This window comes from Brucella sp. NBRC 12953, from assembly GCF_040369775.1.
Classification (GTDB): domain Bacteria; phylum Pseudomonadota; class Alphaproteobacteria; order Rhizobiales; family Rhizobiaceae; genus Brucella; species Brucella pseudogrignonensis.
In genome coordinates this window covers 258878-285439 of the sequence record NZ_BAABSV010000005.1, presented here as the reverse complement: position 1 = coordinate 285439, position 26562 = coordinate 258878, and the positions used below count along the sequence as shown (strand labels likewise).

The window sequence follows — 26562 nt, the reverse complement described above, 5'->3', positions numbered from 1 at the left end:
GAGATGCTCTTAGCCACTGTTTAACAATGCCGCTCGGAAAGCTTATTGCAAGGTGCTAAATAGTAAGGGATGCCAATTGCAATGTAGTCGCAATGTTGGATGGCTAGTTGGGGGAATGAGGGCAAGAACTGGCCTCTGAGGGAAAATCATTGCGTATCCTGCTTCTTGAAGATGAACCTGAAATGGCGCGCGCTTTACTTGAAGCGTTGAGGCGACATGAAGTGCTGGTTGATCATGTCAGCACCATTGCCGATGCCGATGCTCTGGCGCGTGATGGCAATTACGATGTGCTGGTTTTTGATCGTCGTCTGCCTGACGGAGAGGGGCTCAATCTGGTCGCAGCGCTGCGCAAGAGTAAGCTCTCCGTACCCATTCTTGTTTTAACTGCGTTGGGAAGCGTCGATCACCGCGTCGATGGGCTAGATGCAGGTGCAGATGATTATCTTGCCAAGCCTTTTGCCATTGAAGAGCTGCTTGCACGACTGCGCGCACTTAGAAGACGGGGAACTTCGTTGTCAGATAAGTTTATGAGTTTCGGAAACCTTATCATTGACCCTCGGACCAATCAGGTCACTGTGCTTGATGCGGTTATTGATTTTCCGCGGCGAGAATATCTGGCACTGGAAGCGTTAATGCGGCGACCAAACCGTATTGTAACCCGTTCCAACCTCGTCGAAGCCGTTTACACACTTGATGATGAGATTGAGTCAAACGCTCTTGATGCTCACATTTCCCGTATTCGGAAGAAACTGGCTCAAGCCGAAGCGACCGTCGAGATTAGGGCGGTGCGAAACATTGGTTATTTGATCCGGTCAAAAGCATGAAAAAGATGCGTAGCCAATCGCTGCGATGGAGTCTGATGAAACGCCTTTTCGTACTGCAGGCGTTTTTACTTGTGCTTTTCGTCATTCTGCTCGTCGGATGGATTTGGATCATCAACCCCGAGCTGGAAGATGCCAATGAAGAAGCAGTGCGCGTCGTTGCCGAAAGTGTGATGAAAGACGGTCAGGGCCATGTTCAGCTATTAGAGACGCCGCAGTTTACGCAGCTCAAACAACGGTATCCTGATCTGTGGTTCATCGTGAGAAATGAAAATGCGATTGTCTTGCAATATGGAAAGATACCGTGGGCCGGTCTTGATGCGACCTTCCCGTGGACCATTGACCGTGCGCGTGTGCAAACGGCCAATACGACGCGTGCTACAGTAGAAAATCGCAATACCTCCGTTGGCAAGCTTCAAGTGATAGCGGCCACGGAAAAGGGGTTTGAAAACGACGGTATCAGCCTTTGGATCAGCATGCAGGTGGATCTCGCAAAATATCCTGATGGGGAAATTCATTGGTCCAATGTGTTGCCGGGCCTGGGTATCATCGTCCTGATCGCTGTCGTGCCAATGTTGATCCTGACTAGCATTGCGACATTGATCGTGACACCACGGGCTGTTGGCCGCTCCCTTCGCGGTCTCATGGAAACTGTGAAACAAGCGCAGGCTATCAATTTTGAGAACCGTTCTGCACGGATTGACCGGTCCAAGGTTCCGCAGGAAATCATTCCGCTGGTCGACGCCTTCAACACCGCGCTTTCGAAACTAGATGAAGGTTATAATCGCCGAAACCGCTTTCTTGCAGACGCTGCTCACGAGCTTAGAACACCAATCGCCATAGCTCGCACACGAGCTGATCTTCTAGCCGATGATGATGTAAGCAAGCAGTTGCGATCCGATATTGATCGTCTGTCTCGTGTGGCACATCAGTTGCTTGAAATGCAGGCTATTGGTGTTGTTGAACTGCGTGCTGAACGCCAGGATTTGAATGTGCTTGTTCAGCGACTGGCTGCTGATCTTGCACCGCTGGCGCTCGACGCCGGTTATGATTTTGATTTCGAACCGAGCAGCAAAGAAGCTATTTTCACCGTTCAGACTTCGGTTATCGAGATGGCAGTCGTTAATCTGATCCGCAATGCGATCGACCATGCGGGCGGCAAAGGGGCTATCGTTATCAAAGTCGGCGCTTCTGGCATTATCGATGTTTGTGATGAGGGTTCTGGCATTCCTCTTTCTGAGCGCGAGCATGTGTTTGAGCCATTTCGGCGCATTAATACACATTCATCGGGTGCCGGACTTGGATTGAACCTTGTCCAAAAGGCTGCAGAAATTCACGGCGGAAAAGTCGTGTTTTTTGATTTGAAGCCTGGCTTTTGCGTGCGTCTACAGATTCACTCAGTCGCGGCGAGATCAGGCGCGGATCTAAACAAATAACAGCATTGAGCGGTTCATGTCTCAAAGCATAATTGCTTACTATTTAGTTAAAGAAATACGTGTAAATATATAAAAATAATAAATAAATTTTATGAAATTAATGTCCCTGCAATCTAGACGCAACTCTCGCGAGGAGAATGCCAGCATCTTCTGAATTAGTCAGCGCACATTGTTGATTGGGTTGGGAGATCAATAGGAGCCTGCTTCGGGCTCTCCAACGCGAACTGAAGCTTTGTAAGCGTCAATGAATGATGCGCTGGCTTCGTCTGGAGTTATACATGTCTTTTATCGCAAAAACCCTTGCGACCGCGACCGCCGCCCTGGCGCTCGCAACGAACGCATATGCAGCTGATCTCAACTACAATTCAGGGTCCTACGATTACGAAACCCCGCCAGCATTTTCATGGGGCGGCGCATATATCGGTGCTCATGGTGGTTTGGCTTCGCCGAAGATTAATCCGTTTACTGGCGGCAAGGGCATGACCGGCGGTGTGCAGGCTGGTTACAATTTCCAGTTTGGCCCTGCTGTTCTTGGTGCCGAACTTGAAGGTTCGTACATGGGAAATGAAGCGCGCGTACCGCATGGCCGGTTGAAAGAGCGGTTTCGTGGTGCAGCGAAGGCCAAAGCTGGTCTCTCGTTTGATCGGTCATTGGTTTACGGCACAGCAGGTTTGACCATGACGAAATTCAAAGACGGCGATGACGTTACCGGTCCTAACGGCTGGAAATCTGGTTATCTTCTGGGCGGTGGTATCGAACAGGGATTTGGCGGCGGTCTGTCGGCAAAAATCGAGTATAACTACGTGACAACCAAGGATGTCTCGAGCGCGACATCATATGGTACCACCAAGACGAATGTGCATGACCATGTCATAAAGGCAGGCGTAAACTACCGCTTCTGATGAAGCTATTCTGACGCCTATAACAGGGAAGGCGTTCAAACCAGTTCTGCAGCATTAGTTTCGAAGGCGATTCTTCCCCCGCCGGTCGCCAATGTGGAACGATATGTCATTTGAGAAAACACTTAAGATAAGCCGTTCTCATTCCGAAAGTTCATATGGCTCAAGCTCAACTTGTGCTGCGTAAGCCCGAGCACGTGAACGAATGAAAGCCATTGAGAAAGGCTTTGGGTTACACGATTAGTCATTCATATGCAGAAAGGCCGGAGGTTTTGCCTCCGGCCTTAATGTTTTAGACTTCAGCGTGAGCATCCAGTATTTCTACTTTCGGTCCAGCATGTTTCAATGGACGTTCGCCGGTCAATTTGCGGATCAGTACATAAAACACCGGCGTCATGAAGATACCGAAGGCCGTCACGCCGATCATTCCTGCAAACACTGCGATACCCATTGCCGAGCGCATTTCCGCACCAGCCCCTGTCGATATGACAAGCGGCACGACGCCCATGATGAAAGCCATCGAAGTCATGAGGATCGGACGCAGACGCAGTCGGCTTGCCTCGATAGCCGCTTGAACTGCCGTTCTTCCGGATAGTTCCAGCTCACGGGCAAACTCAACGATCAGGATCGCATTCTTGGCGGACAGCCCCACCAGAACGATCAAACCAATTTGGGTGAAGACATTGTTATCACCTCCTGTAAGCCAGACGCCGATCAGTGCGGCCATAATGCCCATTGGTACGATCAGGATGATCGAGAGTGGCAGAGTGAGACTTTCATACTGCGCAGCCAGTACGAGATAAACCAGTAGCAGCGCCAGCGGGAAGACAAGGAAACCCGAATTGCCAGCCAGAATTTGCTGATATGTCAGGTCGGTCCATTCATAGGCAATGCCTGCAGGCAAGGTCTCTTCCGCAATCCGCTCGATGGCAGCCTGTGCCTGACCGGATGAAAAGCCGGGAGCCGGGTTGCCGTTGATATCGGCTGAAAGGAAGCCGTTATAACGGATTGCGCGCTCTGCCCCCACGGTCTGCTCAACTTTAAGAAGGGCGGACAATGGGATCATCTCACCAGACTGCGAACGAACCTTCAGCTTGCCGATATCTTCGGCATGGCTGCGATAATTCGCGTCTGCCTGAATACGCACGCTGTAAGTGCGGCCAAAGGCATTGAAGTCGTTGACGTAAAGTGAACCAAGATAGATTTGCAAAGTTTCGAAAACATCCGTAACGGCCACGCCCAGCTGGCGTGCCTTCACGCGGTCAATGTCAGTGAAAAGTTGCGGAACGTTGATCTGATAGCTCGAGTACAGACCCGCCAGTTCCGGTGTCTGATACGCCTTGGCAAGAAATGCCTTGGTTGCATCGTCAAGCGCGCGGAAGCCTAAACCATTGCGATCTTCCAGCTGAAGCTTGAAGCCGCCGGTGGTGCCCAGTCCCTGTACGGGAGGGGGTGGGAACATGGCGATGAAGGCATCCTGAATGGATCCAAACTGCTGGTTGAGCTGCATGGTGATGGCATTTGCAGAGAGTTCAGCTGTCTTGCGCTCTTCAAACGGCTTCAAGGTTACAAACACAATGCCGGAGTTCGACGAGTTGGTGAAACCATTGATTGATAGGCCCGGAAAGGCGATAGCATTGGCGACGCCAGGCTGCTTGAGTGCAATATCCGTCATCCGGCGGATAACATCTTCAGAACGGTCGAGCGTCGCCGCATCCGGCAATTGTGCAAAGCCGATCAGATATTGCTTGTCCTGTGCCGGAACGAAGCCGCCGGGCACCGCACGGAACAGAACGAAGGTGACGCCGAGCAACACGACATAGAGGCCCATCACAAGCGACTTGCGTGTGAGAATAGCACCAACACCGCGACCATAGGCATTTGAACTTGCACCAAAGAAGCGATTAAAGCCGCGGAAGAACCAGCCAAACAGCTTGTCCATAATGCGCGTCAAACGGTCTTTCGGCGCATTGTGGCCGCGCAGCAGCAAAGCTGCCAACGCTGGCGACAGTGTCAGCGAGTTAAACGCCGAGATCACGGTCGATATGGCGATAGTCAACGCGAACTGACGATAAAACTGGCCAGTCAGACCGGTAATGAAGGCCAGGGGCACGAAAACCGCAACCAGCACCAGTGCAATGGCGATAATCGGGCCGGACACTTCCTGCATGGCGCGATAGGTCGCCTCAATCGGAGAGAGGCCCTTTTCAATATTGCGCTCGACATTTTCCACCACCACGATCGCGTCATCGACGACGATGCCGATCGCAAGCACGAGGCCGAAGAGGCTTAATGCATTGATGGAGAAGCCAAATACATACATCACCGCAAAGGTGCCGACGATGGAAACGGGAACAGCTACGAGAGGAATGATCGAGGCTCGCCATGTCTGTAGGAACATGATGACCACGATTACCACCAGAACGATGGCTTCAAGCAGAGTGTGAATAACCGACTCGATAGAGGCCTTAACAAACGCCGTTGTGTCATAGACGATATCGAAGTCCACGCCTTCCGGCATGGTTTTCTTCAGATCAGCCATGGCAGCATGGACGTTTGCGGAAATATCAAGGGCATTGGAACCGGGCGCTTGAAAAACACCCATACCGACGGCTGATTTATTATCGAGCAGCGAGCGCAACGAGTAGTCCGCTGCCCCCATTTCAACGCGCGCAACATCGCCAAGGCGAGTAACTTCACCCTGGCTTCCGGATTTCACAACGATATCGGCAAAGTCTTCAGGTGTTTGGAGACGTCCCTGAGCATTAACTGAAAGCTGAAGATCGAGGCCTGAAACGGATGGGGACGCGCCAATAACACCAGCTGCGGCCTGAACGTTCTGCTGGCGGATAGCGTTGGCAATGTCTCCGGCCGAAAGCCCGCGTTCAGCGGCCTTCTGTGGATCAATCCAGACGCGCATCGAATAGTCGCCACCGCCGAAAATCTGCACCTGACCGACGCCTGGAATACGAGCAATACGATCCTTGACGTTGAGAACAGCATAGTTACGCAAGTAGTTCACGTCATATCGGCCATCGGGCGATATCAGGTGAACAACAAGCGTAAGATCGGGCGAGCTCTTAGCTGTCGTGACACCGAGCGTGCGAACTTCTTCCGGCAGGCGTGGCTCGGCCTGCGAGATACGGTTTTGCACCAGCTGCTGGGCCTGATCGGGATCTGTGCCGAGTGCGAAAGTGACTGTCAGGGTCATGACACCATCAGCGGTCGCCTGGCTTTGCATATAGAGCATGCCCTCGACACCGTTGATCTGCTCTTCAAGCGGTGTTGCGACAGTTTCTGAAATAACGGCTGGATTGGCGCCCGGATATTGTGCACGTACCACGATCTGTGGTGGCACGACTTCCGGATATTCCGAGATCGGCAAACCTGTCATGCCGATCAGACCGGCAACAAAGATCAGAACCGACAGAACGCCAGCGAAGACCGGTCGGTCTACGAAAAAGCGTGAAAAGTTCATCTTATTATCCCCCTTTAGGCGGATGAGCAAAAGACTCTCCCGTTCCCGCGAAAACATGTGTTCTCGCGGGATGAATAGGCTGAGCTTTTTGCGTTTGCGCGCGCCGACAGACGCGCCGTTTCAATTAATTCTTGGCAAGTGTCTCGGTTACGGGCTGCGGTGCAACGACTACGCCGGGGCGAATGCGCTGCAGGCCGTTGACGACGATGTTTTCGCCGGGCTTCAACCCGCTTTCGACAATACGCAGGCCGTCATAGTTACGACCAAGCACCACCTGCCGGTATTCAACCTTGTTGTCTGCGCCGACCACGAAGACGAATTTCTTGTCCTGATCCGACGAAATTGCGCGATCACTTACCACGAGCTTCTGATCAGGGTCCGGTTCGCCAAAGCGAATGCGGACAAACTGTCCAGGAATGAGCCTGCCATCCGGATTATCGATGGCTGCACGAACACGGATCGTGCCTGTCGTGGCATCCACCTCGTTGTTGATGAGCTGAATATGTCCTGAAATCGGTGTGCCATTATCCGCCGCTGTTCCTATCTGCACGGGGATGCGCTCGATGGAATTGCCGCCGGGGGAAGTCGCGAGCTTGGCAAGCGCTTTGGTGACAACTTCTTCATTGGCGCTGAAGCTTGCATAGATCGGGTCGACCGATACGAGTGTCGTTAGTACCGGTGAAGCTGAACTTGCTGCGACCAGATTACCAGCCGTTACTTCCAGACGTCCGACACGACCGGAGATTGGTGCGCGCACCTCGGTATATTGGAGGTCAAGTTCAGACGAGCGCAGTGCTGCCTTTGCAGAACGAAGGCTTGCCTGTGCTTCATCAAAGGCGCTTGAACGCTGATCAAGGCCGCTTTGTGCGATGGTACGGGTTGTCACCAGCTGGCGTCCGCGTTCCAGTTCAGCTTTGGCCAGTGCTACACGCGCTTCTTCTGCTGAAACCTGTGCCTTGGCCTTTTCAACGGCAGCGGCATAAGGTTCCGGATCGATTGTGACGAGTAGATCGCCCTGTTTCACCAAAGCACCTTCGCGGAAATGTGCCTTCAATATTGCGCCGCCGACACGCGGACGAATTTCCACGCGGTCAATGGCTTCCAAACGACCGGAAAATTCTTCCCAACTGTTGATGGCGCGCTGTTCGGCTGCTGCAACTGAAACCGGAACTGCGGGTGGTGGAGCAGATACATCGGTTGCGGCGTCGGCTCTCAGGTGCGGCATACCGAAAAGAATGGCGCCACCACCTGCTGCAGACAATAGGATACTCAGGCCGGCGCCCCATAGGGCCCGGCGGGCAATGTTCGATGTCATGTTGTATCTCCTAACCGGTGGGGGCCGGCTTCAAATTGAGCGTCAGGCCAAAGGTTGGGAGACCATTCGAGCTGACGTTATGCTTCGATTTGCTTTGCACCTGCTTGCCGGAAGAAATCCGAAAACAGGTCGATCAGTGTCTTTTCCTGCGGCGTCCAGTCCGTGCGCGTGACTTTGTTCTCGGGTATCCAGCCGGCTTGTCCGGGCAGGACATGCGACTGAACCTTGACGCCGGCCTGACGAAGACGCTCTGCATAGGCCCGCGTTTCGTCACGCATTGGACATTGGGCACTGGTGACGAGCAGAGTTGGCACCAAACCACCAAGCCGCGTACAAAGGGCGGGCGCGGCATAAGGGTGGGTGAACCCTGCACATTCGCCAAGATAGTTCTGCCAGCCGTCTGCAATCGTCTGAACGGCACTTTCCGGACAATATTTGCGGAAAGATGCCGTGGCGAGGCAGGGATCAAGCATGGGCGAGAGCAATATCTGACCCTTAAGGTCTGCCAGATGCTGATCGCGCGCCATGAGTGCCACGCCGGCTGCAATATTACCGCCCGCCTCTTCACCGGCGACGAACAGCATCGACTTCTTATGCGCAAACTCCGGGCAACGCGCGCGCATTGAGGTCATTATCGAATAAGCCACATCCAGCGCCGCCGGGAACGGGTTGAGACAGGCCGATGAATATTCAGGCGACACAACCACCGCACCTGCCTCGGCAAGTGTTTCGGCAACGCGTTCGCAGGCACCAAGACAGCTGTTTGAGAACGCTCCCCCATGCAGGTGTAAAACCACTGGTGGCGGTGAAAGCAACTTGGCACCGCGATAAATGCGTGCCGTGCAGGTGGCATCACCAGCCTGCATTGTTCCAACCGTAAATTTCTCGCACATCTTTCTTGCTTTCGTGACTAGCGGTCATTTGATTCTGACATTTGTTCGACCTTTGTAACTCGTAAGAGCAAATGTCGGAATCAAACCACTAGCGGCAAACTGCCATGTTGAGATATTATCATTGTCTATTATCTGGAATAGTCCCCATGTATTGATTACACTATCCAAAATTTCGAACAATGATGGCTATTGAAAATGGATCAGCTCTCCGCCATGCGCGCATTTCTCCGGGTTGTCGAAACCGGTAACTTCACGCGCGCGTCTGCTTCTCTCAATGTGCCGAAGGCAACAATCAGCAATCTTATTCAAGGATTGGAAGCCCATCTTCGTACAAAACTCCTCAATCGTACGACCCGCCGTGTTCTCGTAACACCAGATGGCGCACTTTACTATGAGCGCGCTGCACGCTTGCTTTCCGATCTCGAAGAACTGGACGGCAGCCTCTCAAGCGCCCAAACACTGCCCAAAGGCCGCCTGCGCGTAGAAATGGCGAGTGCGGTTGCCAATCTGATTATCATCCCGGCACTAATCGAGTTCCATCAACGCTATCCCGATATTCAGATTGATCTTGGCGTATCAGACCGCCCTGTCGATTATGTGGCGGAAAACGTCGACTGTGCGATTCGGATCGGCGAGTTGAGCGATCAGTCGCTGATTGCGCGCCGGATAGGTGATATGCATTTTATCGCCTGTGCGTCTGCGGAATATCTTGATCGGTGCTTCACACCTAAACATCCATCCGACCTGAGCAATAATTGTCATGTAGTGGGTTATTTCCGGCCTTCAACCGGCCAGCAAATGCCATTTCACTTCAAACGAGGTACAGAAGAAGTCGAGGTCAATGGACGCTATGTTGTCGCGGCTAATGAATCGACCACCTATCTTGCCGCTGCGCGTGCTGGCTTAGGCGTGGTGCAGGCGCCCTTATTCATGGTGCAGGAGGATATAGCGAACGGCACCTTGCGCCCGGTATTGCAGGACTGGCAGATCGAACCGATGCCGATCCATCTCGTCTACCCACCCAATCGCCATTTGAGCAATCGCCTCCGCGTTTTTGCTGATTGGGTCGTTAAAGTCGTTGCGCGATCTCAGAATCTTGCACCGAACGGGACGAATGGATCAGCAAAGTAGGTGATTCATGGCTTCATGCTTCCATATTTGCCAAAACGACAGGGATGTTCGCTGTTGCAAGCAAGGTGGATAAAACTGGGGCTGGCATCTCGTTGGTTATGACGGCGGTAATGTCGTGAACCGATCCAAGTCTGACCATCGCTCTTTTGCCAAATTTTGAGCTGTCAACTGCGAGCAGCTTGTGTGCCGCTTGTCGCAATGCGGCTGAAACGACGGCCACTTCCGTATGGTCGTCGTCACAAAGATCACCGTCATCATCAACGCCGCTGACGGAAATGATTGCATAGTCGAACTTGAAGCGTCGGATGAATTCCGGTGTATCTTCCTGAAACATCCCGCCATCGATAGGTCGAACAAAGCCACCAGGAACTGCTAAAGTGAAATCCGTTTTCTCACTAATAATGGCGGCGGATCTTAGGCTATATGTGACAACATGCAGGCGTTCTCTGCATACAAGCGCATTGGCAATCGCTTCGCATGTGGTGCCGGTGTCAAGAAAAATAGTGGCGTTATCGGGAATGAGCGCGACCACTGCTTCAGCAATTCGCGCCTTTTCATCTGCCCTATCATGCCTGCGCTGACGATAGGTGACGGGGTCCAGCGGAGCTAGCTGTGATACGCCACCATGTAGCCTTCTGACTTTGCCCTGATGCTCCAGATCCGCAATGTCACGTCGGGCTGTTTGCGTAGTAACGCGGAATCGTTCAGCGATCTCCTCCAGCGAAACATAATGGCTGTTCTCAATCCACTGAAGCAGCATTTGCTGCCGGATTTCTTTCTTTTTGCCACCGGAACCAGAAAGTTCGCTCATATTTGCTGTCGCATCCTTATGCGCGTGGTTGCTCAGATCCATCTCTCATTCCCAGGTTGAAATAGGCAAGGAAATTGTGGGCTTAGGCCACAAGAACTCCCAGAGGCGATAGCAAATAAAAATGTAATATTAATGACATTTACTGTTCATGAGGTGAAAGAATTGAGTCTTCCAAAGTCGCTATAGAGTAAAATGTAATAAAAGTGACATTGAACTCTGTCATTTCAGCATCAGGTGAAGTGGGATGATCAATCCGGCTGTCACATTGATGAAATGGATGCATTTTCCAAGAAAAGGACTGAGGGATGGTACCGGGGACAACCAAACGTAACCGAAAACTTCTGGCTTTAACTGCGCAGCTTTTATGTGGTGTTGCAGTTGCAGGAATAGCCGCGGCTCCGGCACGCGCGGCCGATAGCTATGACATTCGTGTCATGACGCTCAATATCTGGAACAAGTTCAAACAGAACCCGGAACTGACCGCGGATTTTATGGCAGCCGCCAATTTTGATGTCCTCGGTATGCAGGAAATCAACGGTAGTACTTATGTTACGCGTATCCCCGATTTCCTCCAAACCGCTGGTCGTGGCACTTACGGCAACGTGCAGGTCGGCGATGTGGGTATTATTTCGCGTCTGCCAGGCACGTTTGGAACACTTAATCTGGGTGGATCGACGCAGGGGCGCTATGTCAGCTACACTCAACTGGATGCCCAAGGTCCCCGTCCGCAGACAATGATCGGTACGGTTCATCTTGATTATGCAGACGGTTCAACTGGTCGCCTGAACGAAGCCAAAGCCCTCAATACATGGGCAAAAGGATTTAATCAGCCAATCATCGTTCTTGGCGATTTCAATGCTGGTGATGTTTCTGAGCGTGGTCTTCATCACATTGATGCACAAATTAGGCTGATGCAGCAGTCTGACGGCAATACATTTTACCGCGACCTGACACGGCAATATGTTCTCAACGCCAATCAGCAGACTATGCGCGCGGTCATACAGGAAGCATATGCTGGACAAAACATCGACAGCCTGTCGTGGAAGCAATGGGGTGACGCTCTTTCAGCCGCCTACAGAGCTGGTAAGGATGTTGGTCTGCAAGAAGAAACCTATGCGGTTGATAACAACACGCCGGTTACCATGAATGTTCTCAAGAAGCAGTATATGCTGCTTCAGACTGATGCGGCCCGTGAAGGTTTCAAGCCACATGATCTCAACGATGGTAGCACCACATGGCCATCGGCAGGCGAAGACGCAACCAATACCTGGGCGAGCTGGGACCGTGCCAAGATCGACCATTTCCTCGTCTCGCGACCATTCGGGAAGTGGTATGAGATTGTAGATGATCCCAATGATCCCTATACCGGGGTGATTAAAGACGTAAAAGTCACGCGGCCGGGCCGCCAGCCAGAAGCAATCTCGGATCATGAACCCGTTGCGCACGATTTCCGCTGGGTCGGGCCTCAGTTGCAGACCTATTCGGAGAACCAAGTTCAGAAAACACGCCTCGTTTGGGGTGCGAATGCTTATGGTTTTGCGGACAAGAACAAGGAATTTGTTCTAACGCGAAACAACCATCGTACAGATCTCTATCTTGGCCAGATTTCGGATGCCAATGGCAAACCAATCCTGAACGATCTGACGCTTGAAGAGAAGAAGACATTGCTCAACTGCGATAGCACCGATGCGCGCTTCCAGCAGGCCATCAAGGACTATTGTATTGATGATCATTCCTTCATTGGTGAAACAGCAGTCACCGACGGCGGAACGATCCTCGTCAGCGAAGATGCAGCTCTTGGCAATGCCGCTGCTCGCCTGCGTCTCATTGATGGCGGTTTGCGCATAACCGGCAGCGATATGAAAACGCTGGATCGCACCGTGTCGCTTGAAGGGCTTGGATGGATCAACATTGCTGATGCAAACAACCGTGTGACGTTGTTGCAGCAAGCCACGGGCGAGGGCACTCTGCTCAAGCGTGGAGCCGGTACGCTCGTACTGGGGCAGGCAAACAACTATACGGGCGGAACCTTGGTTGAAGGCGGTGTTCTTCAGGCTGGTGTAGATGGTGCATTCGTCAACAACACGGCTTTCGCCGTGAATGGTGGCAAGCTTGATCTCAATAATTTCAATGTGAGCATGTCGTCACTGATGGGTGAGGGCGGAACATTGAGCCTTGGCTCTGCAGCTTTGACTGTAAACCAGTCTGCCAATACGCGTTTTGACGGCAACATTGATGGTACTGGCAGCCTTACGAAGTCCGGCTCAGGTGTTCTGGTTCTTAATGGTGCCAACACCTATACAGGTGGTACAACTGTAAAAGAAGGCGGTCTGGTCATCGGTGATGCATCCCATTCAGGTGCATTCCTTGGCGGCACGGTTAGCGTTGAAAATGGTGCACATCTTAGTGGTGCAGGCTTCATCGGCGGACTTTACGCCGGTGCTGGCAGTATCATAGCGCCGGGCAATTCTATCGGCACGCTGAAGGTTGCCGGCAACCTGGCATTTGATGCGGGAGCTACTTATGTTGCTGAAATTGATGCCGCCGGTAAAAGTGACCGTATCGATGTGAGTGGAACGGCAGCGCTTGGTGGCGCTAAGGTTTATGTAGAAAAGGCTGCTGGCACCTATATGCCGGGCAAGCGTTACACCATTCTGAGTGCTGAAGGCGGAATCACAGGTACATTTGGCGATATGAGCCAGAACATGCCTTTCGTAGATCTCGGTTTGGCTTATGACGCCAATGCGGTTTACCTCGATATCGCTCGTAACGATGTCGACTTCATTGCTACAGCAAAGACAAGTAATCAGAAGTCGGTAGCCCTCGCTGTGGAAGAGCTTGGTGCTGGCAACGCTGTTTACGACACGGTCGTCATGCAGGACAGCGAAGAAAATGCGCATCGCGCATTCAATGCTCTTTCGGGTGAAGTTCATGCTTCAACGCGAACTGCGATCATCAATGACAGTTCCATTGTTCGAAATGCAGTTATGGACCGCATTGGTGCAGCATTTGGTGGTGAGCGAAATGCTGCATCCTCGTCGGTCGCAACGGATGCTGATTCAGCTCAGATTTCCGCACCGCGCGCAGCAATCTGGGGACAGGCGCTCGGTCAATGGAGTGAAACCGGAGCTGACGGAAATGCCGGTAAGTTGAAGCAATCCACGGGTGGCTTCGTTGCAGGTTATGATGCGGAAGTTGTCGAAAACTGGAGGCTGGGTGCTCTCGCAGGATATAGCCGCACCAGCTTCGATGTGAATGATCGCAACTCGTCGGGCCACAGCGATAATTATCATCTGGGTATCTATGGTGGCACTCAATGGGACGCGACATTGCTCAAAGCAGGCGTTGCCTATAGCTGGCACAAAATCGAAACTGATCGTTTTGTCGCCTTCCCGGGCTTTTCAGAGAGTCTTGATGCGGATTACAGCGCAAATACCTTCCAGGCTTTTGGTGAACTCTCACATCGTTTCGATCTGAATGGAACAGCGATTGAGCCATTTGCGAATGTTGCTGTTGTACGTCTGCAAACAGACCGCTTTAACGAGCATGGCGGCAATGCTGCGCTGCAGATTGGAAAAGAAAAAACGACAACTACGTTCACTACGCTTGGTCTTCGTGCTTCTGCTCCTGTCGTGTTTGGTAGCATAAATGCCAAGCTCAACGGAACTGTCGGCTGGCAGCACGCCTATGGCGACACTATACCGACTGCAGCTGCTGCATTTGATGCTGGAACAGTATTTGAAGTGGCTGGTGCACCAATTGCCAAGGATACTGCGATTATCAAGGCTGGTTTTGATATTGATCTCGGCAACCAGACTACCTTGGGTCTTGAATATTCTGGTCAGTATGGTTCGAGCTTTAATCAGAATTCGGGTAAGGCCAAGCTTAGCGTAAAGTTCTAAGCCCTGTTGAGCAAAGTTGTGGCCGGTGAGACAGTCATTTCTCACCGGCCATTTTGTTTTAGGAACTAAGAGTTTGCGCAGCCAGCACACGCTGATTGCGGCGGCGATACGCTGACCATGTTCCCCACACGAGTAGAGCGGCAGTGACAGCAAGAACCGTGGCACTGATCGGACGGTCGATGAATGTGGAGAACGAGCCACGCGACATCAACATCGCCCGCCGGAAGTGTTCCTCCATGAGCGGTCCGAGCACAAAGCCGAGCAACAGGGGTGCGGCGGGGAAGTTGAAGATACGCATGAGGTATCCGGCAAAGCCAAAGAACACCACGAGCCAAACTTCAAATGCACTGTTGTTGACCGAATAGGTTCCGATGCAGATGAACATGAGAACGGCAGGAAACAGCAGGTGATACGGGATGGTTAGCAATCTCACCCAGACGCCAATCAGTGGAATATTGAGGATCACCAGCAAGAGATTGCCGATCCAGAAACTCATGATCAGACCCCAGAACAGAGATGGTTGATCGGTCATGAGAGTAGGGCCAGGCGCAATGCCGTGGATCATCAGAGCGCCCAGCATCAGTGCCATGGTCGGACTGCCCGGAATGCCCAGTGAAAGCGTGGGAATGAACGAGGTCTGATCTGCGGAATTATTGGCAGACTCCGGCGCCATGATACCTTCGATCGCACCTTTGCCGAAGCGCTCCGGTTCTTTTGCTACACGCTTTTCGACAGCATAAGCCATGAAAGCCGCTACTGATGGTCCGGTGCCGGGCAAAGTGCCGAAGAATGCGCCGATTGACGATCCACGTAGCATCGGGAACCATGACCGGCTTACGTCTTCGCGGGATGGTTTCATGGCCTTGAGTTTCACACTCTCTGGGTCAATGTCACCAACATTGACTTTACGCACGCTGGCAATCACTTCGGACACGCCGAAAATGCCCATGGCAAGCGCGATCAGGCTGATGGCGTCGGTCAGTTCGAGTACGCCAAACGAAAAGCGCGCAGTGCCGGTGTAGATATCAGCCCCTACTGTGCCAAACATGATGCCGAGAACAACCATTGCGAGGCCCTTCGCCAGCGAGCCATCCGATATTGTGGACGCAGCAACCAGCCCCAGAACCATTAGTGAGAAGTAGTCCGCTGAACCAAAGCTCAACGCATATTTTGCGATGATGGGTGAGAACAACATCAGCAAAACAATACCAATGGAACCGCCAACGAAAGAGGCGACCGTGGTCATCAGAAGCGCGATACCGCCGCGCCCCTGACGCGCCATCGGATACCCGTCCAGGCAGGTGACAGCATTGGCAGGCGTTCCGGGGATATTGAGCAGAATGGAGGCTGTGTTCCCTCCATAAGACGTGCCGTACCAGATACCTGCCAGCATGATGAGAGCGGTGGTAGGCTCTAGATAGAAGGTGATCGGGAAAAGCATCGAAATGGCTGAAAGCACCCCGATACCTGGAATGACGCCAATCAGAGTTCCCAGAAACACGCCCAGAAAACAATAGAACAGATTGTTAAGCGTCAGAGCTGTTTCCAGGCCAATCGCGATATTGGAGAATATATCCATCAGAACGGCCACCGGAACATTGCAACAGGAAGCCCAAGTCCGACACGGAAGACCAGCCAGGCGATAAGGCAAAGTGCGGTTGAAAGAATGGTCAGGCTAAGTGGCTTCACACGCAACTCGGCGAAGGAAGAAATCACGACAACGCTCAGCACTGCCGGGATCAAGCCAAAGGGCCGGATCGTGAGCGCGAAAGCACCGACGCCCAACAGAACATAAATTGGTGTCCAGACACGAATTTCCGGCATAACGCCCGGGCGGAAGAAAGCTGGTATGGCAATCACCAGACCAAACCCAGCCAGTACAACGCCAAGTGATGTCGGGAACATACCCGGTCCCATGCGCCGCAACGTGCCAAGCTCGTAGTTTGCAGCCGCATACCAGGAGAAAGCGAGACCGAGGGCAACCAGCAGGATGCCCCCCACAATATCTCTATAATCTCGGGACAGCATTTTGCGATACCCCAATGAAATGGATTTGATTTTGTCAGTTTTTAGTTCGCGTAAACGCCTGCTTCTTCAATGACGGGGCGCCAGAGCTCGATTTCACTTTCAAGCTTCGCCTTGAGTGCAGTCGGTGTTGCGTCTTCCTCTGATGACGGCACCGTGCCGAGATCCGCGAAGCGAGCGATGACGGTTTCATCCTTGAGGGCGACCTGCAGAGCCTGGCTCAGGCGCTCAACCACAGCTTCGTCCGTTCCGGCCGGAGCATAAAGGCCATGCCAGATACTGACATTAAAATCTGGGAATCCCTTTTCCGCGATGGTCGGCAGATCCGGCAGACTTGCAACGCGTTCCGGCACCGTTACAGCGAAAGCCTTTACCGACTTGTCACGAATTTGGTTGGTGGTATTTGTCGTCTGGTCACACATCAGATCAACCTGTCCACCCATAACGTCCGTCATTGCAGGACCGGTGCCCTGATAAGGAATTGTGGTCATCTGGGTGCCAAGCGCGTTCATCAGCAATAGGCCACAAAGATGCGACGCCGCACCAATGCCCGCATTGGCATACATAACCTCTTCGCCATTGGTCTTGATGTATTCGATAACTTCCTCAACCGAATTGGCTTCAAGATCTGAGCGACCGATGATGGTCATCGGTACTTCCGTAACCAGACCGACATAGGAAAATGCTTCGAGCGGTTTGTATGGAAGTTCACGGTAAAGAGTGGCCGATGTCGCCATGCCGATATGATGAAGCAGCAGCGTGTGACCATCATTCTTTGCTTGAGCAGCCCTTGCCGCGCCGAGCGTTCCGCCTGCACCACCAACATTTTCAACGACAATCTGACTGCCCAGATCGCGGCTCATGGCCTGCGCAACAAGACGTGTCACAGTATCGGTCGGCCCACCTGCTGTGAATGGCACAATGATCGTGATCGGCTGGCTTGGAAAGGATTGCGCAAACGCGGTTGCAGTAAGAGCGGTGAATGCCAAAGCAGTGAGAATTGCTTTTTTCAATTGAATTCCTCCCGGATGTCTTTTGCCCCTGATGCCTTGAAAAGGCTCGCGGTGTGGACGGGCGGAATAGAGCAAGCGGACACGATATGCCCGCTCACTCCGTGGTTCCTCCCAGACCACTTAATGCGATAACGCGGGCTGATCATTTGCCGTGCAAGGAAAAGCTCGGCACAAACATACGGTTTTTGCCAGTTTGTGGATGGTCATGGGTGGAAACGGTAACGTCGGCGTAATTAGATGGGTGGATTTCCACCCATCTCGGCATTCAGTCTTCTTGTGAGCTGATGAAGTTCTGCTTGTCCAAGCCGAACTTCTGCATCTTTTCGTAAAGTGATTTGCGCGATAGTCCGAGCGTTTCGTAGACGGGTTTAAGGCTTCCGCGATGCATCACAAGCTCACTTGCAATGATGCTTTTTTCAAACGCGGCAACGCGGTCGGCAAGACGCATCGGGCGTGTCTGATGTTTGCGATCATCATCAAATTGCAGGCCAAGTCCAAGCCCGAAGCGGTCGGCCGCATTGCGTAGCTCGCGGACATTTCCCGGCCATTCACGCTCCGTAAGCGTGGTTATCAGGTGAGGCGGAACAGGGGTCGGGTCGTTGCGATAGCGTGCAGCTGCTTCGTTGACGAGTTTGAGGAAAAGCACCGGAACATCTTCACGCCGCTCTGCGAGCGATGGCACTTTAATCGTCACGACATTGAGCCGGTAAAGCAAGTCGGCACGGAAGCGGCCAGCAGCCACTTCATCTTCCAGATTGGCTTTGCTGGTCGCGATGAAGCGAACATCCAACGGATAAACTTCATTCGATCCCAGCCGCGTGATTGTACGCTCCTGAATAACGCGCAGCAATTTCGCCTGCGTGTCGATGGGCATGGTTGCGATTTCATCAAGAAGAATGGTTCCTCCTTGTGCGAGTTCAAACTTGCCAAAGCGGGCCCGCATCGCACCGGGGAAAGCACCCGGTTCATGGCCGAATAATTCGCTTTCAATGAGATTACTCGGAAGTGCGGCGCAGTTAATCGCGATAAAAGGTTTGTCGGCGCGGGTGCTCAGATCATGCAACGTACGCGCGACGACTTCCTTGCCCGTGCCCGTTGCACCGACGATCAGAACATCGGCGTCTGTAGGACCGACGGCGCGGACATGATAGCGCAAATCAATCATGACCTGTGTTCGCCCGACAAGTCGTTGCTCGATGTCGTCTTTTTGTCCGGCAGCAGCACGAAGGAGGCGGTTCTCCATGACCAGTTGCCGGCGATCGAGTGCACGCCCGACCGTCTCTGCCAGTTGCTGCATGGCAAAAGGCTTTTCGAGAAAATCATATGCGCCGTCACGCATCGCACGTACTGCCAATTGCACATCGCCATGACCTGTAAACACAATGACGGGTGTTTCAGGATCCAGCTCATGAATGCGTGACATGAGTGTCAGACCATCCATGCCGGGCATACGTATATCGGTGACGACAATGCCTTTAAAACCAAAGCCGACCAGTTCAAGCGCACGTTCCGCATTCGACAATTGGCGCACGCGATATCCCATGAATTTAAGCCCAAGTGCTATCGCTTCTCGGGTCTCTTCTTCGTCATCAATCAGGAGGATTTCGCCAACACTCATATGTCTTTTCCAGTTTCTTGGTTGGTTGGAGCAGTCGCCTTATAGAGGCTGATGCAAAACTCGGCACCACCCCCGATCAGATTTTTCACGGCGAGGTCCCCATCAAAATCTTTGACGATGTTGTAGGAAATAGAGAGACCCAGACCCAAGCCTTTGCCCACGCCCTTGGTCGAGAAAAACGGATCATAAATGCGGGCCGCTATAGCATCCGGAACGCCAGGGCCATTATCTGTGATCGCGATCTGAACCTTTTCAGGCTCTGTCTTGATTTCAATACCAATAAATCGGCTCGCTTGACCTTCAACGGCATCAGCTGCATTTGAGATGATGTTGACGAGCACCTGCTGCAGACGCACGGAGTCCGCTACCACCCAGGTCTCTTCGTCTTGCTGGTTGAAGGAGAGATCAGCCTTCGCGACGCTCAGACGCCATGAAATGATTTCCTTCGTATCACGTATGACATCCTGCACTTTCACAGCGCGTAGCTTTTTGTTGGGTCGTCGGGCAAAGTTGCGCAGATGTTTGCTGATGCTCGTCATGCGCTCGACGACCTTTAATATCCGGTCCAACCCCGCTTTAGCATCGCGCTCACGCCCCTGATCGAGCATCAGGCCAGAAACTTCGGCATAAGCGCGGACTGCGGCCAGCGGTTGATTGAACTCATGCGATAGCGCCGCTGACATCTGCCCAAGTGCCGCAAGTTTTCCGGCGTGAACAAGTTCGACCTGCGTTCGCCGCAACTGCCGCTCGGTTGCTCTGCGTTCTTCGACTTCGCTTGCCAGTTTGTCGTTTGCTGTCGCCAGTTCAACGGTACGTGCCGCAACACGAAACTCCAGTTGCTCTTTGATTTCACGCTGGGCTGCGAGACGTTCGGCAAGCCGTGTGCGGTTCTGCAGAAAGACAGCAATGGCCATTGCGCCAAGCCCAACCAGCAGCAAGAGGGCAAGCACGGAGGTATAAGCCTGGTTTCGGGCCGGGCGCGTCGCCTGCAACACGCTGACGGTCCAACCGGCATCGACCATTTCTTCCGATAGGATCAGATATTCAATGGTGCGCTCTGCGTCATCCATCTCAAGCAAAGTGTCACCACGATCCGTTTGCGTGCTGCGGACTGGTATTTCGATCAGCGGTGTTTCCGCATAGCGACGGGTGTGAGCCGTGCGAGCAATCTGATCAGCGGTGAGGGGGCCTATACTTTTAAACAGCCAATCGGGTCGCCCCGACATGAAGATGATGCCTTCGGGATCAGTCACGATGATTTCGAAATCATTGCCATGCCATGACCGCTCAATCACATCCATGTCGACTTTGAAAGCAAGAACACCGCGTGCTTGACCATCGACCATTACCGGGGCGCTAAAATAGTAGCCGCGTTTTCCGGATGTTGTGCCGAGTGCAAAGAACCTGCCGCTATCCCCCGCAATTGCATCGAAGAAGTAGGGACGATAGCTGAAATTCTCTCCGACAAAAGGCCTTTGTTCATTGTAGTTTGAGGCGGCAATTGTCACGCCTTCGTCGTTCATCAGATAGATGTCTGAGGATTCGAGCAGATTATTGATCGATTGCAGATACTGATTTACTGCCGTCACATTTTGAGCTGCAGGATTGCGTACCAGATTTTGAATGGTGTCGTGTTCAGCAATGAGCGCCGGTAGCTTTTCATAGCGGGCCAATTGGCCGCCAAGCGCCGATGAAGCCAGACCCAAAGTGTTGGCACCACGCTGATGCAGCCCATTTAGTGCGATAGACATCATATGATTGGTGCCGAAAACGGCAATCAGGACCGATAACAAAAAGGCTAGTATAGCCAAAGTCATCCAGTCAAATCGCCAATGCCATCTCATTCCACCTCCTCCAAAACAGGTATAGAAATATATACTCTTCTGAAAAATCCTATATGGAAAATTTCATCATCAAAAACATTACGGGCGTATAACCATAATATTCGATGCTCAGTGGTTGAAAAAATTAATATTTGATAATATCAGCTTTGGAGACTGGATATTCTTTTGAGGCATCAAAAGGCAATTTAAATGCAAGCTTTTATCCATGATACGAGATGAAAAATTTAGTTGTAAAAAGGGTCTGGTGGTGCATTACGCGCCACCAGACCCTTAAGTTGTAAATTGGCTGATTTAGAACGAAACAGCCAGTTTTACATTGAAACCGTTCTGCTTCACATCCTTGGCAAACTGACCGGTGTAGGCGACCCCAAGAACTGTCGATGGCAGCAGATTGAAGTCCAGCCCTGCCTCAAGCGTAGCGACGTCTTTTGCCACGGGAGTTCCCCCAACAGTGAAGATGTCGGAACCTGTGAAACGCGCGGAGGATTCTGAATCAACGTCACCATAAGCGTGTCGCCAACCAATGTCGGCTCTTGCTTTCGGTGAAATATTGCCCAGATCAAACGTCGTCGCCGCGCGCAGACCAAGTGTTGTAAAGACGGTGTTGGTCTTGTCGGAATCTACATTCAACGCAGCAAGTGTATTGCCGGTTTCATTAAAACCTTTGGTCTTGTGATAGACATTGGTCAAATTGGCATAAGGCTCAAAAGTGCTTCTGCCAGCTGCGATTTTGTAGCCAAGTTCACCAAAGGCAACCAGGCTACCGGCATCATAATCTGCGTTTAGACGATCAGAGAACCCGTTAAAAGCAACAGATCGCTCTGTTTCCAGCTGATGCCAAGTGTAAGCGATGCCGGAACTGAACGCGAGTACGCCATGCGACATCGCCCATTGCGATCCTGCATACGCTCCAAGCGTATAATTGTCGCTATTGCCCGATGAAGCACGGTCATTGCTGTGAAAGCTTGTCTGTCCATAGCCTGCCAGCACGCCGACACGCCAGCTATCAGCGATAGTGGTGTCTATACCTGCCACGAAACCGCCTGACGAGGCGCTGAATTCGCCGACATTGCTATTGCCGTCCTGTTTAAGCCAGTGGCCATAGGCTTGCGCCCACCCACCATAAGTCGCGGCTACTCTGTCTTTATCGACAACGCTGTTAAATGCCGTAGGCTGCTTGCGTTCCGGTCCGTAGCCAAGAGGCTCGATTGGAGGCGTTGCGACAGGCTCATTGAAAGCAGAGCGCAAGCGATTGGTTATAGCATTCTGTGTCAGCAGGGTATTTTCGATCAGTGCTGATTTAGCTGATGCATGCACTTCGCCGGATAATGCATCAAAGCTGCTCTGGATTGTTGCTTGATCGTCGCCCAAAGTAACAAGAGCGGTGTAAAGTGCGTTCCCATCAGCCTTGAGGGTGTCCAAGGCACCGGCCAATGACCGCTGATTTGCGGTCATAGCCTTGTTGGCAAATTTCATATCGTTCCGCGATAACTTCAGATCGACCGTTTTTTTCGCATAGTCATAAATAAGCTCTGGTGTCAGGAATGCGAAGGTTGAGGTTACGCCGTTGAATGTGCCGGTTAGTTCATTTCCAACGGTCAGGATGCGATAGGTCGAAAAAGGGTTATAGTTGCCGCTTGCACCAACATGGAGCACGGAGCCACCATTGAGCGAAGCTTTGCCAGAAACGTAAACATGATCAGATGCATTGCTTTTTGGGTCAACATTGACCTGATAGGACGAGCCAGCGGCAAAAATCAGATCGCCATTGATTGTCAGTCCCCCGTTCAGATTGCCCGGTGCAAGGATGCCTCCTGAAGCAATTGTCACAGACGAAAGCGCATCGGTTGTTCCAATCGCGCCTGAGCCGCCTAACGCACCACCACCGCTGACAAGTACGTCGCCACCAAGCTTGTTGCCGATCAGCAATGTGCCGCCTTCAACATAGGTCTTGCCTTGGAAAAGCGAATTGTCGCCCGACAGAAGTGTTTTGCCAGAACTCTGGTGCAGTTCATGGGTTCCAACGGTAATACCGTCTTTCCACGTATTGCCATCAATGTGCTTGCTGATCAATTTCCCGGAGAATTCGTAAAGCTCATTGTTGTGACGGAAATCGAGCGTTGATTTGCCGTTTCCAAACCAGATTTCATCGGCGTTGAGCTTTGCATTTGAGCCGGAAATTGTGACGGACGAATTAGAGCCGGCGAGAATCCCCATTCTGAGAGAATTGGTGTTCAGCGCTCCACCTTCGCGCACGATGATGTCGGACTTCCCGGAAGTTCCTGCCAGAATAGGGCCGGTCGTTACGACAGTACCGTTGCCGCTTACTTCAAGCAAACCTTCTGAGCCAGCCTGCGTAGCTAGGCGAATTCGTGCACTTTTGAGTTCGGCGCTATTTTCCACCTTAACGTCGGCTTTGCCATAGAAGCCGACGTAGAATTCATTGACGTCGATTGACGAGCCTTTTTCCTTAAGAAGCAAGCTGCCTTGACCGTCAGTGTCATAACCGACGAAGAGGTCGTCTCCACTGAGAGCGCCGCCGTCCGCGATGGTCATAGTGCCTTTGCTGCCGGAACCGATATCCATTGCATAGTCGAAAGACCAATGTGATCCGGTGCCAGTGATTGTAGCGTTGCCGACCGATCCTGCACCCCAGCCAACAGCCGAGAAAGGACCGCTTGTAACCTTTGCGCCTTTTTCAATCGACAGAGTGCCGACGCCGTCATTGCCAACTATGAGCCGCTCGATATTGTTCCAAGCAGAGTTTGGGCCAGTGACAAGGACTTCGCCTTCAGAACCTGCAACGTCACCGACGATACCGCGCAGGTTTTCGAGGGTGCCACCGTTAGAAATGACAAGGCTGGCTTGTTTGCCGCTCGTCGTTCCGACGATTGCATTGTCACTCGGATGAGATACCTGGAAACCATTTATCTCAACCGCGCCTTCATCAACCGTTACTGGCAGCAGAGAAGGTGCCATGCTTGCAAAGCAAGGGGGCGATCCACCCGGTAAACTGCAATTGGCTGCGGCAGTGTCCAATGCCGATATGCTCATCAGAAATGCGAGCGTCAGTATAGAGCTGCTCGATAGCAGCATCTCAGGCTTTTTCATTATCCCCTCCCACGGCTTTCTGCCGTCCCACAGCTTATTTAGCGTGTCCTTAAACGTCCCGCTAGTTGAATCACAAACATTGCGCAAAGATTGCGTGTATAATTCTTGCTTTTGGTTCAGAGGGATTGGTCGCCTTATTGTCCCAGGGAGTTGCGGCAATGCAACTCCCTGGAAAGACCAGTTCGGCTAACCTTGCATGGAAGGAGTGAGGTTAGATATCGCGGGTCCGATTTCCAAAGTTTACAAAGATGAACTGACCTGCATAAGCTGCAATCGCTGCTTTGAGGAGATCACCGGGCACGAAGGCCAAATCTCCAATTATGGCGCTCCACGGGGAGAGGCCGACATAGGCGACAAGCCATGCGACACCGAAGATGTGGTCGATAATAACGCCGACCGTTGCAGCGATGAAAAAGCCTGCGAAGGTTTTCCAGCCACCGATCGTGCTTTGGGCCACTTTGTTTGAAATCCAGCCTGTCACAAAGGCCGCAGGCAAGAAGCCCACCAGATATCCAGCGGTTGGGCTGAAGAAGATGCCGAGGCCGCCTCTGCCTCCGGAAAGAACAGGTAAGCCAATTGCGACGAGTGCTATCAGAAGTAAGACGGACAGCGCTCCACCGCGGGCGCCGAGCACCACACCGGCGAGCAGGACACCCAGACTCTGGGCATGAATAGGTACAGGTATGAAGGTGAGCATAATCGGTGGTATCAAGCCCAGCACCACGATGATTGCTGTAAACAGCGCGATCATAACCAAAGATCTCGTTTGCACGTCGTGTACCTTCTTACTGACGATATTGTGGCTGTAAGCGGCGGTGCGCCTACGTGTCTAATTGTGTTTGCGCTGTTGCGAACGAATGCATCTCGCATCAATAGCGTTTGCAATTTCATCCGCACTTTGCATCGTGCCAATTACCATCGGTACGATAACCGTGGATAGCCGCATTTTTAATCCCCGCGCACGATGAGCTTCCGCCACCGATTTATAGCGTGCATGAACCTCAGGCACGAAGCGAATAACGAGCCCAATCGCTAATCCAATGTCACGAGCGTTGCCTATACCAATTGCTTCAAATGGTTGTGCGGCTCTGGTTATCGTGTCGATGAACTGACCAATCGTTGTTGTGGCCGTAATGACGGTTGCAAAAAGGCTCAATGATCCCAGCCGCATCAGAACGATTGAAGCCGCTTCAAAACTGTTGGCATAGGCAGTCCAAACAACGACAACGACAATCGTCAGTAAGAGTGGCCAAGATTTTAGCCATTGAACGACCGCCGAACGACAAAAGGCGAGGGAACTGAACGCCACGAGAGCGGTTAAAATTCCAAGTGCAACCGGAGTGTTGATCATGAAGAGAACGACACTTAACCCGAAAAGAGCAATGAGTTTGATTGCTGGTGGCAGTCGATCAATTGGTCCATTTCCGCGCGCTTCATAGAAGTTCATGAGACCAAAGCCAGATAATGCGCAATCGTCTCATCAGCGGGGCCATCCTCGACGAGTTTACCCTGATGGAAAAGCAGCACACGGTCGAAGCCCGACAACAAGGTTAGATCGTGGCTGACCACGATAACATTTTCCTTAAGCTCACGGATGGTCCGCCCCACTATGTTTCTGTTTTTCAAGTCGAGCTGATTGGTCGGTTCGTCCATGATCACAATATCAGGTTCCGTGACCAGAACCGAAGCGAGCGCTGCGAGCTGCAACTCACCTCCGGATAGCTCATGTGCACGGCGTTCGGACAGATGCGCTATCCCAATGCGATCAAGTACCGCTGAAACCGTGTTCGCCAATTCTTGCTTGCTCAGCCCACGCGATTGCAGGCCTAATGCAACGTCGTCTTTGATTAGTGGCAGTACGATCTGGTTCGCGGGGTTCTGAAAGATATAGCCAACCGCCGCGCGCACTTTCGCTCCGTCAATTGCTGTGTCATGGCCATTTGTCAGAACGCGTCCCGACGATGGCAGAACCAGCCCATTCACCATGCGTGAGAAGGTGGACTTACCTGATCCATTGAGGCCAATGATACCAATGCGCCGTTCTGAAAGCTCAAGCGAAAGCGGTTCCAGAACCACCTTATCGGCAAACTTCGCCTCGGCTTTATCAAACAGAATGTTCAACTCTTGATCCCACACAATATAACTTTGCTTTGCCTGCCATGACCATGGTTGGTCAAGCATGTAATGCGAAGCGGTTGGTTAAAGCTGATCAATGAGCAGTGCAATAAGGTCTTAACGCTTTTATTTCGTTGATTTTGGATTTTT

18 protein-coding genes are annotated in these 26562 nt (G+C 52.2%); 5 read left to right on the top strand and 13 right to left on the bottom strand.

Features of this window, described 5'->3' with window-relative positions:
* Nucleotides 1-149: 149 nt before the first annotated feature.
* The 3 genes from ABWV94_RS14315 to ABWV94_RS14305 all read left to right on the top strand — a co-directional run bounded on the left by ABWV94_RS14315 (nucleotide 150) and on the right by ABWV94_RS14305 (nucleotide 3159).
* Nucleotides 150-824, top strand: coding sequence for a response regulator transcription factor (locus ABWV94_RS14315; protein WP_007878482.1), 675 nt, complete (start codon nucleotides 150-152; stop codon nucleotides 822-824).
* Nucleotides 821-2257 carry a sensor histidine kinase gene (locus ABWV94_RS14310; RefSeq protein WP_113499076.1) on the top strand — a complete coding sequence of 479 codons (1437 nt, stop codon included), beginning with the start codon at nucleotides 821-823 and terminating at the stop codon, nucleotides 2255-2257. Before ABWV94_RS14315 ends, ABWV94_RS14310 begins: the two co-directional genes overlap by 4 nt.
* Before the next feature lie 278 nt (nucleotides 2258-2535).
* Nucleotides 2536-3159: an outer membrane protein gene (locus ABWV94_RS14305; protein WP_113499077.1), complete on the top strand. Its 624-nt coding sequence runs from the start codon at nucleotides 2536-2538 to the stop codon at nucleotides 3157-3159.
* A 289-nt stretch (nucleotides 3160-3448) separates the two neighbouring features.
* Here ABWV94_RS14305 and ABWV94_RS14300 read toward each other — a convergent pair whose 3' ends face one another.
* The 3 genes from ABWV94_RS14300 to ABWV94_RS14290 form a co-directional block, all read right to left on the bottom strand.
* Nucleotides 3449-6634: an efflux RND transporter permease subunit gene (locus ABWV94_RS14300; protein ID WP_113499079.1), complete on the bottom strand. Its 3186-nt coding sequence runs from the start codon at nucleotides 6632-6634 to the stop codon at nucleotides 3449-3451.
* Nucleotides 6635-6758: 124 nt separating this feature from the next.
* The gene (locus tag ABWV94_RS14295) at nucleotides 6759-7949 is read right to left on the bottom strand and encodes an efflux RND transporter periplasmic adaptor subunit (protein WP_113499081.1); all 1191 of its coding nucleotides are present in this window, start codon (nucleotides 7947-7949) and stop codon (nucleotides 6759-6761) included.
* A gap of 77 nt (nucleotides 7950-8026) precedes the next feature.
* Nucleotides 8027-8842, bottom strand: a complete 816-nt coding sequence (locus tag ABWV94_RS14290; protein WP_064321559.1) for an alpha/beta hydrolase — start codon at nucleotides 8840-8842, stop codon at nucleotides 8027-8029.
* A gap of 195 nt (nucleotides 8843-9037) precedes the next feature.
* Here ABWV94_RS14290 and ABWV94_RS14285 point away from each other — a divergent pair, with 195 nt between their 5' ends.
* The gene (locus tag ABWV94_RS14285; protein WP_007878509.1) at nucleotides 9038-9973 is read left to right on the top strand and encodes a LysR family transcriptional regulator; all 936 of its coding nucleotides are present in this window, start codon (nucleotides 9038-9040) and stop codon (nucleotides 9971-9973) included.
* Nucleotides 9974-9986: 13 nt separating this feature from the next.
* Here the strand turns inward: ABWV94_RS14285 and ABWV94_RS14280 are convergent, their stop codons facing one another.
* The gene (locus tag ABWV94_RS14280; RefSeq protein ID WP_113499083.1) at nucleotides 9987-10826 is read right to left on the bottom strand and encodes a DeoR/GlpR family DNA-binding transcription regulator; all 840 of its coding nucleotides are present in this window, start codon (nucleotides 10824-10826) and stop codon (nucleotides 9987-9989) included.
* A 263-nt stretch (nucleotides 10827-11089) separates the two neighbouring features.
* Between ABWV94_RS14280 and ABWV94_RS14275 the strand changes: the two genes are divergently transcribed.
* Complete coding sequence (locus ABWV94_RS14275) at nucleotides 11090-14686, top strand: autotransporter domain-containing protein (protein WP_353413977.1); 3597 nt, start codon at nucleotides 11090-11092, stop codon at nucleotides 14684-14686.
* Between the two features lie 58 nt (nucleotides 14687-14744).
* Here ABWV94_RS14275 and ABWV94_RS14270 read toward each other — a convergent pair whose 3' ends face one another.
* The 9 genes from ABWV94_RS14270 to ABWV94_RS14230 form a co-directional block, all read right to left on the bottom strand.
* The gene (locus tag ABWV94_RS14270) at nucleotides 14745-16265 is read right to left on the bottom strand and encodes a tripartite tricarboxylate transporter permease (protein ID WP_079213896.1); all 1521 of its coding nucleotides are present in this window, start codon (nucleotides 16263-16265) and stop codon (nucleotides 14745-14747) included.
* Nucleotides 16265-16714 carry a tripartite tricarboxylate transporter TctB family protein gene (locus tag ABWV94_RS14265; protein WP_113158397.1) on the bottom strand — a complete coding sequence of 150 codons (450 nt, stop codon included), beginning with the start codon at nucleotides 16712-16714 and terminating at the stop codon, nucleotides 16265-16267. Before ABWV94_RS14265 ends, ABWV94_RS14270 begins: the two co-directional genes overlap by 1 nt.
* Before the next feature lie 41 nt (nucleotides 16715-16755).
* Nucleotides 16756-17730 (bottom strand): tripartite tricarboxylate transporter substrate-binding protein, encoded by a 975-nt coding sequence (locus ABWV94_RS14260; RefSeq protein ID WP_162733857.1) that lies wholly within the window; start codon nucleotides 17728-17730, stop codon nucleotides 16756-16758.
* Nucleotides 17731-17989: 259 nt separating this feature from the next.
* Nucleotides 17990-19342 (bottom strand): sigma-54-dependent transcriptional regulator, encoded by a 1353-nt coding sequence (locus ABWV94_RS14255; protein WP_007878517.1) that lies wholly within the window; start codon nucleotides 19340-19342, stop codon nucleotides 17990-17992.
* A complete protein-coding gene (locus ABWV94_RS14250; protein ID WP_113499090.1) occupies nucleotides 19339-21186 on the bottom strand; it encodes a sensor histidine kinase in 1848 nt (615 codons plus the stop codon). Before ABWV94_RS14250 ends, ABWV94_RS14255 begins: the two co-directional genes overlap by 4 nt.
* Before the next feature lie 291 nt (nucleotides 21187-21477).
* Nucleotides 21478-24297 (bottom strand): autotransporter family protein, encoded by a 2820-nt coding sequence (locus ABWV94_RS14245; protein ID WP_353413974.1) that lies wholly within the window; start codon nucleotides 24295-24297, stop codon nucleotides 21478-21480.
* A 211-nt stretch (nucleotides 24298-24508) separates the two neighbouring features.
* Complete coding sequence (locus ABWV94_RS14240; RefSeq protein WP_039860623.1) at nucleotides 24509-25069, bottom strand: biotin transporter BioY; 561 nt, start codon at nucleotides 25067-25069, stop codon at nucleotides 24509-24511.
* Between the two features lie 57 nt (nucleotides 25070-25126).
* Complete coding sequence (locus ABWV94_RS14235) at nucleotides 25127-25744, bottom strand: energy-coupling factor transporter transmembrane component T family protein (RefSeq protein WP_353413972.1); 618 nt, start codon at nucleotides 25742-25744, stop codon at nucleotides 25127-25129.
* On the bottom strand, nucleotides 25741-26418 hold the full coding sequence (locus tag ABWV94_RS14230; protein WP_162761743.1) for an energy-coupling factor ABC transporter ATP-binding protein: 678 nt from the start codon (nucleotides 26416-26418) through the stop codon (nucleotides 25741-25743). Before ABWV94_RS14230 ends, ABWV94_RS14235 begins: the two co-directional genes overlap by 4 nt.
* Nucleotides 26419-26562: the final 144 nt, after the last annotated feature.